This is a genomic window from Chryseobacterium sp. (assembly GCF_045629545.1).
Taxonomy (GTDB): Bacteria; Bacteroidota; Bacteroidia; order Flavobacteriales; family Weeksellaceae; genus Chryseobacterium.
In genome coordinates, this window is sequence record NZ_JAZQRK010000033.1 from 1 (window position 1) to 16,151 (window position 16,151).

The following is a 16,151-nucleotide window of genomic DNA, read 5'->3' on the forward strand; positions in this document are numbered from 1 at the left end:
GCAAATCTCGTTGTTCTTTGAAATGATTTCTACAATCTTCTTCGGTGCCAAAATGTGCTGTGAAACTAAATAAATTCATCGTCAATCTTTTGATAAACACAAAGATAATGATTTTTAGGCAATTTTACGGATATTCATTAAAGAATTACACTAACTTAGATAAAATATTTTCGATAATAGATTTTGCATGGATTCTAGAATTTTCTATAAACCAAAGATGCGTATCCTTACCGCCACAAACTACGCCTGCAAGATACAAATTGGGAATATTGGTTTCCATAGTTTCTGCATTATGACGAGGTATCAACAGATCTCCTTGCAGATCTATACCACAGTTTTTTAAAAATTCAAAATCTGGGATATAACCTGTCATTGCCAAAACAAAATCGTTTTCAATTTCTTGAGTCTTTCCATTTTTATCTTTAAAAACAACAGAATTTTCTTTAATTTCTATTAATTCAGATTGAAAGTGGGCCCTAATTTCGCCTTCAGCAATCCTATTTTCAACATCAGGTTTTACCCAATATTTTACATTCTTAGAAAATTCGGCTCTTCTCATGATCATCGTTACTTCGGCACCTTTTCTATAAGTTTCCAAAGCAGCATCAACAGCAGAATTACTCGATCCAACGACCACCACTTTTTGTTGAGCATACGGATATGGCTCGGTATAGTAATGATGTACTTTCGGAAGTTCTTCCCCAGGAACGCCGATCAGTGCAGGGATATCATAGAATCCAGTAGAAACTATTACGTTTTTGGCATAATACGTAGATTTGCAGGTAGTAATCTCGAAAATACTACCATTTTTGGTGACTTTTATAACTTTTTCATAAAGATGAAGTTCCAATTTTTTTTGTCTTGCAATACCTTGGTAGTATTCTAGAGCATCTTGTCTTCCCGGTTTTGGAGACGTTGTAATAAACGGAATTCCGTCAATTTCTAGTTTATCAGCTGTAGAAAAAAACCTCATGTACAAAGGATAATTGTACAAAGAATTGGCAATAGTACCTTTTTCTACAATCAGATAAGAGAGGTTGTTTTTCTTTGCTTCAAGTGCGCAATTCAGGCCAATAGGTCCGGCACCTACAATTAGAATATCTAAAATTTCCATCTTATAAATTTACTCAATTATCAGCCTAAGAAGCCAATTGATCTAAAATTTCGGATAAGTTTTTTGTTAAATTTCTTCTTGAGAATTCTTCAATATTTCCCTTGCGCTCAGAAAGTTTCCCATGTTTCCAAAGTTGATATTTTTCTAATATAAATTCCGTAATTTTTGACTCATCACTATATCCAAAATGATGTCCAGCATCCGTTTTATTTAAAATCGTTGCTACATCTGCTTCATCAGGACCAAATGAAATAATTTGTTTCCCTGTCGCCAAATATTCAAAGATTTTTCCTGGAATTATTCCTTTAGAACTATCGTTCGGGAAATTGGTCATTAGCAATAGAGTAGAGTTTTCCATCTCCAAGATGGCTTTATCATGAGATAGATAACCTAAATTCTGAAGATGATTTTTTAGGCTTGAATTTTCTAAATTTTGAAGGATTTTATCATCCACTCTTCCAACAAATTTCAACTTAAAATCTTTGGCAAATTGAGAATTCACAGCGACTAAGTTTTGCAAAGATTTCCATAGATATTCAGGATTTCTCAGCTGCTCTAGTACGCCAATATAACTTAGGGTAAAATAAGTTGAGGAGTTGGCAATTGGGTTGTTTTTAGCATCTTGCTCATCAAATCCATTGGTAATACAGATGGCATTTGCTCCATTTTTTCTAAAGTTTTCTGCATCGGTATAGCTTGTCGCTAATGTAAAATCTGCCGTTTTGAAAACCTGGCTCTCGAGCAAACGATGTTTTTTGTCAGAGCCCTTCGTGAGTTTTAGATGTTGGTAGTAGGATATTTCTGTCCACGGATCTCTAAAATCGGCAATCCATTTTATATTGGGTAATTTATTTTTTAAATTCAAACCAATCAAATGCATAGAATGGGGTGGCCCCGAAGTAACTATGGTATCTATTTGATTTTCTTTTAAATATTTCTCTAAAAATTTCACCGATGGATTCACCCAAAAAACTCGCGCATCGGGAATAAAAAAATTACCTCGAACCCAAATTGAAAGTTTAGATTTCCAAGATTGATTAGTTCCTACATCAAACTGACCAGCCTTGAATTTTTTGTTACTTTTATTAAGTTTTTCAGCCAATTGATAAGGTTCCCAGATTTTTGTTTTCACAATTTCAATATTCTCAGGAACGTCATTTACTAAGGTTTCATCCAACAATGGGTAGCTTGGATTTTCTGGAGTATAGATAACAGGTTGATATCCAAAGTCGGGAAGATATTTTGCAAACTTTAACCATCGTTGTACACCCGGACCACCTGCTGGAGGCCAATAATAGGTGATAATGAGTACTTTTTTCCGATTCATTATAAGACTACGCTACAGGTAAAGCTGTTTTCTTATTTTTATTTAAGTAAAATATCCCAAATCCACTCAAACCTAAAAATAGGAAGAAACAAATCATAGAAATCCATTTTCCTTTTTCAATAACTTCTGGTTCAAAAACCATTTTTACAGTATGAGTTCCTGCAGGAATCTCTACCGCTCTCAACATATAATTTGCTTTGATGTATGGGACTTCTTTCTCGTCTATCATAACCTTCCAACCGTGTGGATAGTAGATTTCTGAAAATACAGCCAACTGAGAAGTTTTGGTTTGAGCTTTAAACTCTAAAGCATTCGCTTCGTATTTTGTCAGCTGAATAGTTGCAGTAGAATCTGTGCCTAAATTTTTATCTATATTGATGATTTTATCCGCGTCTTCTTTTCCAATAATGGCAACCTTTTTTGTATCAACATCACCAATAAGTTTTAGCTCTTCATCTGGTGTGTTTCCTACTTTTACCTCTTGCACAAACCAAGCATTTCCGTTGTTATTCGGGTTCGTTACCACTTGTGGCTGCTGAGGATCTCCAAAAATCATATACTTTGTATTTAGCATATTAAGGATTCTTGGTGTTTTTGCGCTATCAGGCTGTGTAATGTATGCATTCAGCACATCATCATAACGTCTTAGTCTTACGGCATGATAACCACCTATGGAAGATTTAAAATAAGAAGTATTAGTTTCGCTTGTAACGCCCAAAATTTGGTTGTAAATTCTGTAATGATTCTTATCTTTTTCAGCAATAGTTTCCAATGTTTTGTTTACCGGAATACTTGCCAAAATGGATTGCAAATTGGCATTATCGCCTACTTTTTCAGCTAAATAATCTGAGCCTTCTGTTTGGAAAGGGTTCTCTGCGAAGATTTTATCAACATAATTGTCATCATTTAAATAACGCTTGTTTACAGTCCAAAGATCAAATAAACTTACGACACCAATAATGACTAAAGCAATATTTTGACCTATTTTTTGTTTTAAACTTAAAAATAAAACTCCTGCAGCAATGGTTACATATAGAAATGCTTTAGTAGCATCAATTCTAAATAATTTAAATCTTTCTTCGCTTAAATAATCTAATAAATATGGTGGGAAATAAGTTTTCTCATTGTCTGTATGGAAGCCTAAAATAGATTTGCCGAAAACAATCATTAATAATGTAATTCCCAATACACCACCACTTGTGTAGGTAAGTATTTTCTTTTTGTAATTTTCTTTTAGGGTAGAATCTGTGAAGAATCTGTACAATCCAACAATCGCAATCAGAGGAAATAATAGTTCTACAACAACTAATATTGAAGATGGAGCACGAAATTTACTATAAAACGGAATATAATCGATAAAGAAATCTGAAAGGAACATAAAATTACTGCCCCAAGCCAATAGAATGGTAAGAATACTTGCTCCCAAAATCCACATTCTGTATTTTTTCCAAGCAAAGAAAAAGCCTAGAAGAGCTAAGAAACATACAATTGCTCCCTGGTAAGCTGGGCCAGAAGTTCCGGGTTGATCTCCCCAATAGGTAGCGCCACTAAAGCCTTTAGAAATATTTTGCGATACATTGTCCATCTCTTCTTGCGAAGAAACATTCTCTTGCACTAATTCTGAAACTTTAGACATGATTGCTTCACCTTCAGGTTCTTGGCTTCCTCCGCCCATCAATCTAGGGATAAAAAGGTTAAAGGTTTCCAATTTACCATAACTCCACATGAGGATGCTTTCTTTATCCATTCCGGAGTTTCCAGCAGTATGCTCGTTATTGCTAAGGATTTGTTTTCCTCTTACGGTTTCCTTAATGTATTCTGAATTGGCCATAATTCTCTGAGAGTTCATCCCAACACCCAATGTCAATGCAAAAGCAATAATTCCAGAAGAAATAAGGAAATGTTTCATCAGGATTTTTTTCTGTATCGCTCTTATTAATTCTGATAAGAATAAAAATCCTAAACCTAGAAACAGATAATACGTCATCTGTGGGTGGTTTGCAGCAACTTGTAAACCAAAGAATAGGGTAGTAATAATAAACCCGAGAACGTATTTTTTTCTGATATAAACTAATAATATCCCGGCAAGTAATGGAGCAAAATATTCAATTGTATTCACTTTTCCATTGTGTCCTGCAGCAATAATAATGTAGAAATAAGTAGAAAGTCCAAAGAAGGTAGCACCCAATAAAGCGTACTTCCAATTTCTTACAGCAACCATCCCAAGTAGAAAAAATCCTGAGAAAAGTAAGAAAATATAGTTTACAGGTCTGGGCAAAAAGTTGAGATAACCATCTATCTTTTTTATAAAATCTCCTTCAAATCTACTTCCCATCTGGTAAGTAGGCATACCTCCAAACATAGAATTACTCCAATACGTCTCTTTATCATGAGCGGCACGGTAATCTAGAAGTTCTTTGGCTCCACCACGGTATTGTACGATATCGTGCTGGAAGAGTTGCTTGCCTGTAAAAACAGGTGTAGAGTATAAAAATGCTAAAACTAAAAAAGCGATTATAGAAATTGCTATAAAAATTAAGTTTTTGTTTTTGGTCATATTGGTTATCGTCTTTTGATTGCTCAGAAGTTATTTTTTATATTCTTTCACTTCCTCGTAGTCCACAGTTTCAGCGTCCCACTTTACTTTTTTTTCAATATTCGTGTTTGAGTTTTTGGTTTCTTGCTTACTATTATTTTGAGGATTAAAGCCTGTGTATTTGTAAAAAGCTTTAAAGAAGATTCTTTTTAAAATATTCCACACAAAAAAGCAAATTATCGTAGCGAGTACAAACTCAAAAAGGAATTTCATATTCTTTAAAATTAATTAAACTTCAATTATTTACCAGAAGGATTCACCATTACAGAAGATTTCGACTCGCTCTTCATAGATTGAGATTGTTTTCCGTCTGATATAGTTTCTATCTGTGTAGTATTTACCGTAATATTTTGGTTGGTAATCCAACCTGTATTCTGATCAAATTTAATTGTACCATTCTGTACCAATTCGCTACTCATACTGTGCGTCATTGGCCCTTGAGTTTTCTTGTCAGATTTCTTAGGAATTCCACCACTGATACCAATTTCTGCAACTCCATTACCTACACTTTTGAGCACATAATTAGAAGTTACTTTCATTTTTCCTTCAGGATCAGCATTTTCGCTAGTGGTCCATTTATCGCCAATTTTAGCACCTTTTTTTGGTAAAATAGAAAGGTTTTTTGTAAACTGATCTTTCAACACTTTCTCATTAAAACTCTCCTTAAGGCTAGCAACAACGCTTGCTTTTTGGTTAGCATCTTTGATCATTGTTCCCAATGCGGTGGCAATCTTTGTGTATACTGGTTCAAATCCAGTGATAGAGATTACGTTACCTTTGGTATCCATTTTCATATTTAGCTTATTACCCGTCAATGCTGTGTTTACATTCCAAAGCATTTTCAAGTTGTCATCTTTAGGTAAAGCTTGTTTTGTATCTACAATCACTGTTTTTCCATCAGCAGTCTGAGAGTTTCTTTTGCTAATAAGATTAATTGTGATATCGTATACATTACCTTTTACATCATTCACGGTAAAGCTCATCTCGTCAGTAGATTCGCTAGTGCCAGTTATGGTTTTACCTTGAGGATCCGTCATTGTTTTCACATCTCTTTGGTAAGTCGTCAAAGGATATGTTTTTCCTTTTTCTAGCTTAAAAGATTGAGTGTAAAGACCTAATGAATCTTTGATTGCAGGGTTTTCTTTCACTTCAGCAACAGAATCTGCTGGAACTTCTACAGTTATTGTTTTTCCTGTTTTTGGATCTAGTTTTGTCACCGTTGCAGTTTCTTTCTTACAAGAAAATAAAGCCAGTGAAATAAATGCTAATGCAGCTATATTGTTCATTAAATAGTGTTGAATTGTTGTTAATTGATCTTTACCAATTTTTGTCTCACCGCTTCGTACATAATTGCTCCACAAGCTACAGATACGTTTAGAGATTGAGTTTTTCCTTCAATAGGTAATTTTATTTTCTCATCAGAATGGTGTAATACTTCCTTAGAAATACCAGTTTCCTCATTACCCATTACGATGGCACACGGTGCTGTAAAATCTACATCGTAGATCATTTTTTGAGCTTTTTCTGTTGCTGCAAATACAGAAATTCCACTTTGTTGTAAGAAATCTACTGTGTGTGCAAGATTGGGCTCTTTACAGATTTTGATATTGTACATTGCTCCAGCAGAAGTTTTTATTGCATCCGAATTGATAGGTGCGCCCCCTTTTTCTGGGATTACGACTGCGTGGATACCAACGCATTCTGCAGTTCTACAAATAGAACCAAAATTTCTTACATCGGTAAGTCTGTCCAAAATTAAGATAAAAGGCGTTTTTCCTTCTTCGAATAATTCGGGAATAATATTTTCTATTCTGTGAAAAGGCACATCAGAAATAAATGCCACAACGCCTTGGTGGTTTTTTCTTGTAAAACGGTTTAGTTTTTCAATAGGCACATAGTTGGGACGGATTTTATTTTTAGCTAAAATTGCTTTCAATTCTGCATAAATTTCCCCTTGCAATGCATTTTGTATAAAGATTTTATCAATAGTTTTTCCTGCTTCTATAGCTTCTAAAACGGGACGTAGCCCAAAAATAAAATCATCTTTCTTGTTGTCTGTCATCTTAATTTTTTTCTCCTAAAATTGCTCTCTTTTGTGCCAGTGCATATCCATAATGCAGGCATTCGTGCATATTATTAAAAATTATCGCATCCTGTATACTTTTCAGATCCATCCCAAAACTGGTGGTGTAAGGTGTGTAGTCTAAAAAGAAATCGTTATCATAATCTTTCATCAAAATCTTTGAAGTTTCGGTAAGCAAAAACTCCAAATCTTCTACCTCAGAACGGTCTACATTCATATTCGGAAGCGTCCCCTTTTTGTAAGTTTCTATCCAATATTTATCTATTCTGAAAGGATTTCCGCTCAGATAATAATGCAAAAGTTGCTGAGTTGCAACGGTATGTGCAATATTCCAATACAAATTATTATTAAAACCATCGGGTATCAACATAAGATCCTCATGCGAAGTATTTTGTAAGATATCAAGTAGGTTTTTTCTTACCTGACGATGTGCTTGAAAATGATAATTCATTTTGCGAAATTTTTAATCATCAAAAATAGTTTAATAAACTGATAATTACAATTTTTGAAGGGCCGTTTAAAGTAAAATTTATATAAATTTATGAGTTTTTAAAGAAAACTATAGATAAACAGCGAGCATTGTGAAAATACGTCCATTATCATCCTTGCAATATTTAACAAATTTTAACTCAAAAACTCACTTTTTTGGGTTGATTTGTGCAAGTATTTATCAGAAATTTACCAATTATTTTAATTATAACTATGTCAGATTCATACCAAGCAGAAGACATCCGTCAGCTTACAGAAAAAGTAAGAGAACAGAATTATTTTTTTACGCTTTTAAGGCAAGAGATAAATAAAGTTATCATCGGGCAAGAATACATGATAGATCGCCTTTTGGTGGGTCTTTTGGGTAACGGACATGTCTTGCTAGAAGGTGTTCCAGGCTTGGCAAAAACACTTGCGATAAAGACTTTGGCAGATGCTGTAGATGGAGACTTCTCTAGAATTCAGTTTACGCCAGATTTGCTTCCTGCAGATGTGGTAGGAACTATGATTTACAACATCAAAGAGAACGATTTTACTATAAAAAGAGGTCCTGTTTTCGCAAATTTTGTTTTGGCAGATGAGATCAATAGAGCGCCTGCAAAGGTACAATCTGCACTTCTAGAAGTGATGCAAGAAAAGCAAGTGACTATTGGTGACGATACGATGGCATTGCCTAAACCATTTTTGGTATTGGCTACTCAAAACCCGATAGATCAAGAAGGAACTTATCTGTTGCCAGAAGCACAAAGTGACCGTTTTATGCTGAAATGTACGATAGATTATCCAAAATTGGAAGACGAACGCGCAATTATGAGAATGGTTTCTACGGCGCATCAGCCAGAAGTAAAACCCGTAATTTCGCTCTCTAATATTGTAGAAGCAAAAGCGATCGTTAACCAAATTTATTTAGACGAAAAAATAGAAAAATATATTCTAGACATGGTTTTTGCAACTCGTTATCCTGAAAATTATGGTTTGTCTGAATTGAAAAATTACATCAGTTTTGGTGCTTCTCCAAGAGCGTCTATCAACTTGGCAATTGCTTCTAGAGCCTACGCTTTCTTGCGTGGAAGAGCATTTGTAATCCCAGAAGATGTGAAAGAATTGGCGAAAGATGTACTGAGACATAGAATTGGACTTACGTTTGAAGCGGAAGCAGAAGATATCACAACGGAAGAAATTGTGAATAGAATTTTAGCAAAAATTCAAGCACCATAAACGATTGTTGAAAAATAGCAATGTTTGAATGATCAATTTATTTATTGTTAAATTGAAATTCTAAAATATTGTTGCCTATTAAACTATGGAAATAAAAGATATTGTAAAGAAAGTAAAACAGATAGAAATCCGAACTCGAAAGAAAACGGAAGCTTCTTTGATGGGGCAGTATCACAGTGCTTTTAAAGGACAAGGAATGACGTTTTCTGAAGTGCGACCTTATCAATTCGGGGACGAAATCCGTAGGATAGACTGGAATAAAACAGCACGTTTTCGAGAGCCTTTTGTGAAGGTAATGGAGGAAGAACGCGAGCTTACCATGATGATTTTGGTAGATATTTCGGCTTCTATGGACTATGGGACAAAGACGCAGCTGAAAAAAGAATATGTGGCAGAAATTGCAGCGAGTTTAGGTTTTTCGGCTGCTGGAAATAATGATAAAGTAGGTCTTATTTTGTTTGCTGATAAAGTATATAAAGTCGTACCACCACAGAAAGGGAAGAAACATATTTTGTCTATCATAAGCTCTATTATTACAGCAGATTATATACCAACGCCATCCAAAATAGACAAAGCGCTAGAATACATGATGGGTGTTTTCAAAAAGAAATCTTTGGTGTTTTTGTTATCAGATTTCGAGGATTCTTATGACTCCAAAATGCTAAAAGTAGCTTCGAAAAAGCATCAGCTTTTAGGAATGAGAGTTTTTGACGAGAAAGACAATGAAATTCCGGATGTTGGATACGCGCTTTTGTATGATGTAGAAACGGGAAGAGAAATTTGGGCAAATACTTCGGATGCAAGATGGAGATACACTTTTGCTGAAGGTCAGAAACAAAAAATAAGAAATCTAGAAGAAGATTTTGCCAATAGTTCTGCTAGTTTCCTTAATATTAATACAGGTGATGATTACTCTCGAATGCTGTATAATTATTTTCAGAAACGATAATTATTTTTAAATTTAAAATATTCATTTTCCTTTAATGATAAAATTGAAAAAAATACTATTTACCTTTTGTCTTTTACTCTGTGCTAATACTTTTTCACAGATTTTATCTTCTACGTTAGAAAAGAAAACTTTGGCATTGGGTGAAGTGGATAGTTTTGTAATAAAAATTGACAATCTCAACAATCAAAAAGTAAGTGCTGCACCAAAAAACGAGTTGTTGCCCTTTCATTTTGAAGAAATAAAAGACAGCGTAAATGCTCGACCCAATTCTTATTACCGAAAAGTAGAGTTTTCTGTGTATGATGAAGGAAAATTTACAATTCCAGAGCTTGAATTTAAAGTTGGAGATAGAGTTTTAAAAACCATATCTTACGAAGTAGAAGTGGTAAATACCGCACAAAAGACAGATGCCATCAATGATATTATGAATAACAAAGATGTGGAACTGGATATGCAAGATTACTGGCAGTTGTACAAATGGTATGTTTTGGCAGCATTGGCAGTTATTGCAACCCTAATTGCCATTGTAATAATTGTGAAATATGGAAAAAAAACAAAAGATTCCCCAGTAGTTGCTACCAACCAAACTTTGAAGGAATTGGAATCCTTGAGAAAGAAAATGTATGTTGAAAAAGGTGATTTTAGATCTTTTTATGTTGAATTAATCGATATTTCTAGAAATTTTATGACCAAGCAATATCATATTCCTGCAGACGTTTTATTAACAGACGATTTGATAGATCTCATGAAGAGAAATAATACTATTTCTCAGGAAAATGAAAAAATAATTGAGAATGTATTCATGCGTGGTGATAGGGTAAAGTTTGCAAAAACGTTTCCTGACGAAAAAACAATGGAGAAAGATTTTGCGGATATCAAAGACTTTGTGAAGAGATCATCAAAGGATTTAGAATTTGAAAAACTAAGAAAAGATGCCTGATTTTCAATTTCACAGTCCGTGGTTTTTTCTTTTGTTCCTGCTTTTCATACCCTTATTATTTAGAGATTTAAATAAGACAAAAAAGAAAGGCATAAAGGTTCCTACCACTCATCATATGGAAAGTAGTGGTACCATTTTTCCTGTTTTATTTTTTTTAAGGATATCAAAATATATCCTTCTTTCTTGTTTAATTATTGCGATGGCGAGACCTAGAAGTTTTACCATTTCCCAAGATAGAGACGATACAAAAGGCGTCGACATTATGTTTGCGGTAGATGTTTCTCTGAGTATGTTGTCCAAAGATCTTTCACCAGATCGTCTAACTGCGCTTAAAGATATTGCCGTAGAGTTTGTGAAAAAGCGTCCGAATGATAGAATTGGCGTAGTTACGTATGCTTCCGAAGCTTTTGCCAAAGTTCCTGTAACATCGGATCATCAAGTGGTAATTGATGAGCTCAATCATCTCAACACCCAAGAATTGTATCCTGGTACTGCTATTGGTGAAGGTTTGTCGGTAGCAGTAAATCACTTGAAAGACAGCAAAGCGAAAAGCAAGATAATCCTCTTGATGACAGATGGAGTAAGTAATGTGGAAAATGCAATTCCACCCCAGTTGGCTGCCGAATTGGCGAAAAATAATAATATAAAAGTGTATTCAATCGGGATTGGTTCCAATGGATATGCACTAATGCCTACTCAGGTTGATATTTTTGGTGATCTAGTTTTTACAGAAACAGAAGTGCAGATTGATGAACCTGCATTGCAAGAAATTGCTGACTATACTGGAGGGAAATATTTCAGAGCAACTTCTAATGCAAGTTTGGAAGAAGTGTATAATGAAATCAATAAATTGGAGAAAACAGATCTAAAAATATCAAAATTGTACAATTTCCAAGAATATTTCCATATTTTTCTGTGGATTGCACTAGGAGTATTATTAATAGATGCACTATTAAGATGGGTATTATATAAATTTTTAAGCTAATGGAATTTTATTTAGGAAATTATTGGTACTTATTATTACTCTTACTGATACCAGTTTTAGTATTTATCATTTCAAGATATTTAAAATGGAAAATAAAAAAACGAGCATTATTTGCGAATAGTCGTTTTCATGATTCTTTGTTTGAAAGAAAATCTAAGTTTGCACGTTATTTCTCCATCTTCTACAGCATCGCTATTTTATTCTTGGTGCTATCTATTGTCGATATTTTGGAAGGTTCGGAAGAAGTATCTACTCGTCAAAAGCTTAATAATGTAATTTTTATGATTGATGTTTCCAATTCTATGAATGCGGAGGATGTATCTACAAATAGACTTCAAGAAGCAAAAAATGTGATGATACAAACTATGAAGAAACTGAAAAATGATAAAGTAGGCGTGGTTATTTTTGCAGGACAAGCGACCTCTATTATGCCTTTGACAACAGATTACAGTTCGGCTGAAAATTTTGTGAGTGCTATAGAAACAAACACCATCAAAATTCAAGGGACAGATTTTCTAAAAGCCATGGAAGTGGCTGTAGATAAATTTAAAAATACTAATAGAAATGGAAGGAAAATAGTATTACTAAGTGATGGCGAAGATAATGAAGGACATGAAGATGAAGCCATAAAATTGGCAAATAAAGAAGGTCTTATTGTAACATCAGTTGGTATAGGTTCTGAAGAAGGTGCTCCAGTGCCCGAATATGTATATGGACAATTGATGGGGTATAAAAACGATGCTAATGGGCAGACTGTGCTTACCAAAAGGCAAACAGAAGCGCTTTCAAAAATCGCACAATCCACAGGTGGAACTTATATAGATGGCAATAATATCAATGATGCACCAGACCAAATTGTTGAAGCTTTGAGTAAAAACGCCTCATCTTCTGAAACAATGGTGAAATCTCAAAATGCAAGCCATTATTACCAATATATTTTGGCTATTTCTATTTTGTTTTTTATGATTATATATATGTTTAATCCTAAAAGAGACTTAAATATTTGATCTAAATTTCATAAAAAATAAATTGAAAAATACTTTAACCCAACTTTAACAATCAATAGACAGTTTATTAACATATAAAGGAATAATTTTGCATAAGATGTATACTAAATTTATAATTTTTACGTTATTAGGTATTTCTATGTTTTCAAATTCTTTATTTGGACAAAAAAGTTATAAAACTTTAGTCTACGAAGGAAATGAAAAATTTAAGGCAAGCAACTATGATGCTGCCTCGTCTCGCTATTTGGAAGCTATTAAATCTAAGGGAAAAGATTTTACGGCTCATTATAATTTGGGTAATGCTTTGTATAAAGGCAAAAAATATGAGGAGGCAAAAACAGAATTTGAAAAGGCTCAAAAACTATCAGAAACTATTCCGGACAAAGCAGCGGCTCTTCACAATTTGGGCAACACTTATATGCAAATGAATCAGCCCGAGAAAGCTGCCGATTTTTATAAACAAGCTTTGAAGCACGATCCTTATAGTGAGGCAACAAGAAAAAATTTTGAAATTGCTAAGCTGAAGGAAAAGCAAAATCAACAACAAAAGAACAAACAAGATAATAATCCTGGTAAAGGAGGTGATGGGAAAGATCAGCAGGATAATAAAGACCAAAATGGAGATCCCAAAGATCAAAATAAAGACCAAGGAAACGGACAAAAACAAGAAGGAGAGAGCCAAAATGGCAAACCAGATCCCAATAAGCAAAATGATGGTAGGATGCCTAAAGAGCTAGAGAATGCCATCCTCAACAAAATTGCTGATAAGGAAAAAGAAACCGCTAAAAGAATATTAAACAAAGATTCTTATTCTATGCCTCAGAGCAATGAAAAAGATTGGTGATGAAAACTAAGTTAATCTACATACTGCTTATTCTCTTTTCCGTATTTGCTTACGGACAGGTTGAGTTATCTATGAGACCCGATAAAACCGACTATAATAGCAAAGAAGTAGTAACGTTAATATTAGTTTTGGAATTAGATGGAAGTGAACTTCAGCAGCAAACAGGTTTCCAATTGCCAGATTTATCAAAATTTACCATGATTGGCAGCGGATCGGTTACCAACACTTTGGTGGATCCTGAAACCAATACAGTAATTATCCAAAAAATCACGAGAATTGCCCTAGAACCCAAACAAAAAGGAAAGATAAAAATAGGATCTGTTTTGGTAACGGTAAGTAATAAGCGTTATAAAACCGAGCCCTTCAATATTTTTGTGAAGGATGTAGAGCGCAAATCTTTAGGTGGGAATGTGGACAATGATGTCTACCTCAATATGGAAATTGAAGATAGAGAAGTCTACCAAGATCAGCCTACAATGGCAGTACTTAGAGTTTATTCTAAAAATATTGATAACCTCCGAAAAATTAAAAAAATACATCTTCCAGAATCCGATAATATCAATGTACATCCTATAGATTTTCAAAAATCTGAAATTGATCCTTCTGGAATTGGCAATATGCCTTCGCAGATCCTAGGTATGTTTATGATTTTTCCTAATGAATCTGGAATCGTAGAGGTACCTTCAGTTTCCGCATCGGTAAGCAGCTATTCTCATAAGGCAAAGATTGTGTCCAATAAGGTAAAATTGTCTGTAAAGAAATTGCCAGAAGGGGCTCCCACCTATTTCAAAAATGCAGTAGGTAATTTTAAATTGGATTTATTTGCAGATACTAAAGAAAAAATAGAGGTAGAGAAGCCTATCAATGTGAGGTTGAGAATTTCTGGTGATGGAAATCTTGCGGATATGATTATCCCTAAAATTCAAAATTCTGACGATTATAAGATTTTCGAACCTAAAATTACCAATCATATTACAACGGCTAAAGATGGAATGAACGGATATATCCATGCAGATTATATTTTGATTCCGAAAAAAGCTGGTACAATCAATATTACAACAGAAGACTTTGCTTTTTTTAATCCAATAAAGAAAGAGTATGTAAATACTAGTCCCGAAAATTTGAGTATAGTTACATTTTCACACGACGAGGTTTTACAAGCGAGAACTGCCGTTGAAAAGGTAAATGAATACACCAATACGTTTTTGGAAACGGTGGATAGCCCAGTTTTGAAGACAACAGTATTTAAGGTAAAAGAAAAAAAGCAATTCAATTGGAAAGTTCTTTTCATTAATTTGGGAATTTTGTTTGCTCTTTTTATTTTTTATATGCTCATCAGAAGTTGGAAAAAGAGAAAAAAGAATGCAAAAAAACTCGTTCAAACTTCTTCAAATATTGGATCTGTAGCAGAAACAGAGAAAGAAATAAGAGAAAAACTGAAAACAGACCATACTGTTTATTTCAGTTACCTTAGTATCTTGGCTCAGGATAAAAATTATGATCAATTTTTCAAAACATTAGAAGAACTAGATGCTGAGGTAAGAAGCAATTTTCATTCTTCTGCTGCTAATGATTTTATTGCTATTTTAGAAAGGAATTATGGGAATGCAATTGCGGAAGAGTATAGAGTTTTATCTCACAATATTCAGATAGAAAAATATACACCTATGAAAGAAGAGGGGAATATTAACGAACTCTTAAAAAAGGTTGTTAAATTATATGGAGAAATTAATAAATAGTCATTAATTATTTATATTTTTGCGAAATTAATAATTTTTTTAGAAATGATAGAAACCCTGCAAGAATTTTCGTGGAAAGAAACGGTAACTTGTTTTATGGTGCTGTTTGCTGTAATAGACATTATAGGATCCATCCCTATTATTGTGAGTTTAAAGCAGAAGTTCGGTCAAATTGAAGCAAAAAGAGCGTCCATCACAGCAGGTCTTATAATGATTGTTTTTCTCTTTGTAGGGAAACAAATTTTGAGTTTTATAGGAGTTGATGTAAATTCCTTTGCAATCGCAGGTGCTTTTGTGATTTTTATCATAGCCCTGGAGATGATTTTGGGGATTGAGATCAATAAAACTACGGAGGCGAAGTCTGCATCCATTGTCCCTATTGCTTTTCCACTAATTGCTGGTGCCGGAACTCTTACTACAACATTATCCTTGAGGGCAGAATTTCATGACATCAATATTATTTTGGGGATTGTTCTCAATACAATTTTCGTATATTTGGTGTTGAAATCTGCGCCATGGTTGGAGAAAAAAATGGGAGAGGCAACGCTATCTGTTCTGCAAAAAGTTTTCGGGATTATCCTACTCGCAATTTCAATTAAATTGTTTACAGCCAACTTTGCACAATTGGTGCAAAACTATATTAATTTTTAGATCATGAAGAAGTTTTATAAAGTATTTTTAATCTTGTTTATAGTTATTATCGCTATTAATCTATATGCATTCGACTGGAATGGTGATTTCTTGTCAGAAGATAACCAAAAATTCATATTCTCAATTGCTTTTGGTGTAATTGGGGTGGCCTTACTTTTTGTATTAAATACGTGGAGTAAAATAGGAGTGAAAACTAAATAATTTGAGTT

The 16,151-nt window shown here is 33.9% G+C and carries 16 protein-coding genes; 9 read left to right on the forward strand and 7 right to left on the reverse strand.

The genetic code is table 11. The features are described 5' to 3' along the window. Positions 1-145 precede the first annotated feature (145 nt). The 7 genes from ACKI42_RS07735 to ACKI42_RS07765 are packed head-to-tail and all read right to left on the reverse strand — an operon-like array spanning position 146 to position 7,571. Positions 146-1,114 carry a YpdA family putative bacillithiol disulfide reductase gene (locus tag ACKI42_RS07735; RefSeq protein WP_407404129.1) on the reverse strand — a complete coding sequence of 323 codons (969 nt, stop codon included), beginning with the start codon at positions 1,112-1,114 and terminating at the stop codon, positions 146-148. A 25-nt stretch (positions 1,115-1,139) separates the two neighbouring features. Then, positions 1,140-2,441, reverse strand: coding sequence for a glycosyl transferase family 1 (locus tag ACKI42_RS07740; RefSeq protein WP_407404131.1), 1,302 nt, complete (start codon positions 2,439-2,441; stop codon positions 1,140-1,142). Between the two features lie 7 nt (positions 2,442-2,448). Then, positions 2,449-4,998: a YfhO family protein gene (locus ACKI42_RS07745; protein WP_407404133.1), complete on the reverse strand. Its 2,550-nt coding sequence runs from the start codon at positions 4,996-4,998 to the stop codon at positions 2,449-2,451. A gap of 30 nt (positions 4,999-5,028) precedes the next feature. Then, complete coding sequence (locus ACKI42_RS07750) at positions 5,029-5,250, reverse strand: hypothetical protein (RefSeq protein WP_407404135.1); 222 nt, start codon at positions 5,248-5,250, stop codon at positions 5,029-5,031. A 26-nt stretch (positions 5,251-5,276) separates the two neighbouring features. Then, complete coding sequence (locus ACKI42_RS07755; RefSeq protein ID WP_407404137.1) at positions 5,277-6,323, reverse strand: DUF6263 family protein; 1,047 nt, start codon at positions 6,321-6,323, stop codon at positions 5,277-5,279. A gap of 20 nt (positions 6,324-6,343) precedes the next feature. Further along, a complete protein-coding gene (gene rlmB / locus ACKI42_RS07760; protein ID WP_407404139.1) occupies positions 6,344-7,099 on the reverse strand; it encodes a 23S rRNA (guanosine(2251)-2'-O)-methyltransferase RlmB in 756 nt (251 codons plus the stop codon). Between the two features lies 1 nt (position 7,100). Continuing rightward, positions 7,101-7,571: a DinB family protein gene (locus tag ACKI42_RS07765; RefSeq protein ID WP_407404141.1), complete on the reverse strand. Its 471-nt coding sequence runs from the start codon at positions 7,569-7,571 to the stop codon at positions 7,101-7,103. A gap of 251 nt (positions 7,572-7,822) precedes the next feature. On the opposite strand from ACKI42_RS07765, the gene ACKI42_RS07770 reads away from it, so the two are divergent. The 9 genes from ACKI42_RS07770 to ACKI42_RS07810 all read left to right on the forward strand — a co-directional run bounded on the left by ACKI42_RS07770 (position 7,823) and on the right by ACKI42_RS07810 (position 16,143). Continuing rightward, positions 7,823-8,827, forward strand: coding sequence for an AAA family ATPase (locus ACKI42_RS07770; RefSeq protein ID WP_407404143.1), 1,005 nt, complete (start codon positions 7,823-7,825; stop codon positions 8,825-8,827). 85 nt (positions 8,828-8,912) lie between these two features. Then, positions 8,913-9,776, forward strand: coding sequence for a DUF58 domain-containing protein (locus ACKI42_RS07775; protein ID WP_407404145.1), 864 nt, complete (start codon positions 8,913-8,915; stop codon positions 9,774-9,776). A 34-nt stretch (positions 9,777-9,810) separates the two neighbouring features. Further along, on the forward strand, positions 9,811-10,716 hold the full coding sequence (locus ACKI42_RS07780) for a hypothetical protein (RefSeq protein WP_407404147.1): 906 nt from the start codon (positions 9,811-9,813) through the stop codon (positions 10,714-10,716). Further along, entirely contained in the window at positions 10,709-11,701 is a 993-nt protein-coding gene (locus ACKI42_RS07785; RefSeq protein WP_407404149.1) for a VWA domain-containing protein, read from the forward strand. Before ACKI42_RS07780 ends, ACKI42_RS07785 begins: the two co-directional genes overlap by 8 nt. Beyond that, on the forward strand, positions 11,701-12,708 hold the full coding sequence (locus tag ACKI42_RS07790; RefSeq protein ID WP_407404151.1) for a vWA domain-containing protein: 1,008 nt from the start codon (positions 11,701-11,703) through the stop codon (positions 12,706-12,708). The genes ACKI42_RS07785 and ACKI42_RS07790 overlap by 1 nt, the downstream gene beginning before the upstream one ends. A gap of 97 nt (positions 12,709-12,805) precedes the next feature. Next, entirely contained in the window at positions 12,806-13,552 is a 747-nt protein-coding gene (locus tag ACKI42_RS07795; protein ID WP_407404153.1) for a tetratricopeptide repeat protein, read from the forward strand. After that, positions 13,552-15,291: a BatD family protein gene (locus tag ACKI42_RS07800; RefSeq protein ID WP_407404155.1), complete on the forward strand. Its 1,740-nt coding sequence runs from the start codon at positions 13,552-13,554 to the stop codon at positions 15,289-15,291. Before ACKI42_RS07795 ends, ACKI42_RS07800 begins: the two co-directional genes overlap by 1 nt. Positions 15,292-15,336: 45 nt before the next feature. Further along, entirely contained in the window at positions 15,337-15,942 is a 606-nt protein-coding gene (locus ACKI42_RS07805; RefSeq protein ID WP_407404156.1) for a MarC family protein, read from the forward strand. Between the two features lie 3 nt (positions 15,943-15,945). Then, entirely contained in the window at positions 15,946-16,143 is a 198-nt protein-coding gene (locus ACKI42_RS07810; RefSeq protein ID WP_407404158.1) for a hypothetical protein, read from the forward strand. The last annotated feature ends 8 nt before the right edge of the window (positions 16,144-16,151 follow it).

Excerpts from the sequence above, each read along its gene's own strand:
- ACKI42_RS07735 (WP_407404129.1), bottom strand. The coding sequence starts at position 1,114 with ATGGAAATTTTAGATATTCTAATTGTAGGTGCCGGACCTATTGGCCTG.
- ACKI42_RS07740 (WP_407404131.1), bottom strand. The coding sequence starts at position 2,441 with ATGAATCGGAAAAAAGTACTCATTATCACCTATTATTGGCCTCCAGCA.
- ACKI42_RS07745 (WP_407404133.1), bottom strand. The coding sequence starts at position 4,998 with ATGACCAAAAACAAAAACTTAATTTTTATAGCAATTTCTATAATCGCT.
- ACKI42_RS07750 (WP_407404135.1), bottom strand. The coding sequence starts at position 5,250 with ATGAAATTCCTTTTTGAGTTTGTACTCGCTACGATAATTTGCTTTTTT.
- ACKI42_RS07755 (WP_407404137.1), bottom strand. The coding sequence starts at position 6,323 with ATGAACAATATAGCTGCATTAGCATTTATTTCACTGGCTTTATTTTCT.
- rlmB (WP_407404139.1), bottom strand. The coding sequence starts at position 7,099 with ATGACAGACAACAAGAAAGATGATTTTATTTTTGGGCTACGTCCCGTT.
- ACKI42_RS07765 (WP_407404141.1), bottom strand. The coding sequence starts at position 7,571 with ATGAATTATCATTTTCAAGCACATCGTCAGGTAAGAAAAAACCTACTT.
- ACKI42_RS07770 (WP_407404143.1), top strand. The coding sequence starts at position 7,823 with ATGTCAGATTCATACCAAGCAGAAGACATCCGTCAGCTTACAGAAAAA.
- ACKI42_RS07775 (WP_407404145.1), top strand. The coding sequence starts at position 8,913 with ATGGAAATAAAAGATATTGTAAAGAAAGTAAAACAGATAGAAATCCGA.
- ACKI42_RS07780 (WP_407404147.1), top strand. The coding sequence starts at position 9,811 with ATGATAAAATTGAAAAAAATACTATTTACCTTTTGTCTTTTACTCTGT.
- ACKI42_RS07785 (WP_407404149.1), top strand. The coding sequence starts at position 10,709 with ATGCCTGATTTTCAATTTCACAGTCCGTGGTTTTTTCTTTTGTTCCTG.
- ACKI42_RS07790 (WP_407404151.1), top strand. The coding sequence starts at position 11,701 with ATGGAATTTTATTTAGGAAATTATTGGTACTTATTATTACTCTTACTG.
- ACKI42_RS07795 (WP_407404153.1), top strand. The coding sequence starts at position 12,806 with ATGTATACTAAATTTATAATTTTTACGTTATTAGGTATTTCTATGTTT.
- ACKI42_RS07800 (WP_407404155.1), top strand. The coding sequence starts at position 13,552 with ATGAAAACTAAGTTAATCTACATACTGCTTATTCTCTTTTCCGTATTT.
- ACKI42_RS07805 (WP_407404156.1), top strand. The coding sequence starts at position 15,337 with ATGATAGAAACCCTGCAAGAATTTTCGTGGAAAGAAACGGTAACTTGT.
- ACKI42_RS07810 (WP_407404158.1), top strand. The coding sequence starts at position 15,946 with ATGAAGAAGTTTTATAAAGTATTTTTAATCTTGTTTATAGTTATTATC.